Below are 1819 nucleotides of genomic sequence, written 5' to 3'. Positions count from 1 at the left end.
GGCACCGCGGTGTTGGACGCGGCGCCCACCGCCGACCTGAGCGCACGCCAAGCGGGCATCCTCGCCGATACAGCAAACCTCAATACTGAGCTGGACTCACCGTTGGCGCAGATGGCGACGCTGCAAGACGCTTTCACCGCGGCCGACCAGACAGTCCTGGCCAACGCCGACGAACAGTTTGTCACCGCCGCTGCCAGCATGCTCTCGGCCGACCAGGGGTTTGTCGCCGCTGACCAAGCCGGTGAGCTCAGTGGCAACACCCTCACGTCGGCGGACCTGTCACTGGTTGACGGTGCCCTGGGACTGCTCAGCGCCGAATTCAACGTGACCGGTGCGGAATTGTCTGCGCTGTTCACCGGTGGTCTGGATCCCTCGTCGGCCGCCGCACTCACGTCGAGCCTGGGCGCTGCCGCGGCAGCCGACCCGGCCATTTTCGCTGACCTGCTGTCCGCGATCGGGTGGTAAATACCGTCAATCGCGGATGAAGCCCTTGGTGCGCATCAGGAAGTCGGCCAGGAAGCCGTCGTGCGGGATGTCCGGCGCCGTGTAATGCGTCGGATGCCGGCCGTTGTAGACGTTGGCGATGGTCGGCTCGGCGAGCAGATCGTCGATCAGGTCACCGTCGCTGGTGATCGCGTTGATCACCAGCGAATGCCGTAGCGGATCGAGGCCGTCGGTGCGCGACCACGGCGAGACCCAGACACCCGGGAATGGCAACTCGACATTGAGCTTGGCCACGTCGGGTGCGGCCAGCAGATGCACGGCCGGACGTAGCGCCGCGCGACCGTCGCCGAGCGGGACGACCACCTGGTCGGCGCCCAGTAGCGCGGTAGAGCCGGCGGCTACCTCGGCCAGGTGGCCCGCCAAGGCCGTTGCTGTAGCGAGGGTTTGGGTGGGCAGGTCAATGAGCTCGACGCGCGACAGCCGCTCGGCGATCGCTTCGGCCAATGGTGCGGGGTCGCCTTCGCAGAGCACGGCAGTGGTGTTGACGCAGGCCACTCCGCCCAAATCGACGATCGAGCCGACGATCACGTCGAGGTAGTCGCGCCAGTCGTGGTCGGCGGTGATCAGGATCTTCGTCCGGCCCGGCCCGTTGACGAACACGGTCGGATCGCCGGCGTACTTGTCGACGACATCCTGGCCGCCGTAGACCATGGCCAGATCCGCCGAGCGGATCATCTCGTCGGCGCCGCGATGGTCGGTGGGTAGATAAACCGCGTCGTGCGGGCGAAATCCGGCCTGGCGCAACGCCTGAACGAGTCGGTGCGCGGTCAGCGGTTCACGGCGTGACGGGCGGACCGCGACCCGGTAGCCCAGGGCCAGGGCCTGCGGCCACAACCCGTGCACACCCGGGCCGTTGCCGGAGGCCAGAACCGCGAACACGTCGCCGCGTCGGGCCCACACCGCACCTCCGGCGCGCATGTCGCGCCAATCCAGCACCGCGCCCGACGGCCGGGCCGGCTGCACCGCGGCGAAGGCTGACCTGACACCGTCGACGACGGCACGCGCACCGGCCCGGGTCACCTCGATCGGCACCCCGGAAATCCGGCTGGCCAGGGCGGTATAGGAGTCGAAGTCGAGCCCGGCAAGCACGTCGTGGGCGAAGATGTCGGCGGCTTTGACCAGCGCGGCGTCCCGCTCGTGGGCGGGCAGCGGCCGTACCGCGCGCTGCGCCGTGATCGCGCGCGACACATACAGCGGCGGAGCGAGAGTGAGTTCCGCGACGGCGATGCCATCGACGGTCGTGACGGGCTCGCGGCTGCGGGTCCGGTACTCGCCGTCTGGTCCGAGCGCGTCGATCGTGATACCGGTTGTGCCG

The 1819-nt window shown here is 68.8% G+C and carries 2 protein-coding genes; one reads left to right on the top strand and one right to left on the bottom strand.

Features of this window, described 5'->3' with window-relative positions; translation table 11 throughout:
* Positions 1 to 465, top strand: a 465-nt coding sequence (locus AC2VOG_RS03690; protein WP_486938559.1) for a hypothetical protein, incomplete at its 5' end; no start/stop codon positions are given.
* Between the two features lie 6 nt (positions 466 to 471).
* On the opposite strand, the gene AC2VOG_RS03685 is transcribed toward AC2VOG_RS03690, so the two are convergent.
* Positions 472 to 1806 (bottom strand): aldehyde dehydrogenase family protein, encoded by a 1335-nt coding sequence (locus AC2VOG_RS03685; protein ID WP_486938560.1) that lies wholly within the window; start codon positions 1804 to 1806, stop codon positions 472 to 474.
* Positions 1807 to 1819 lie beyond the last annotated feature (13 nt).

Source organism: Mycobacterium sp. TH-M11 (assembly GCF_057473725.1).
The sequence above is the reverse complement of the archived record's forward strand: the minus strand, read 5'-3'. Positions and strand labels throughout refer to the sequence as shown.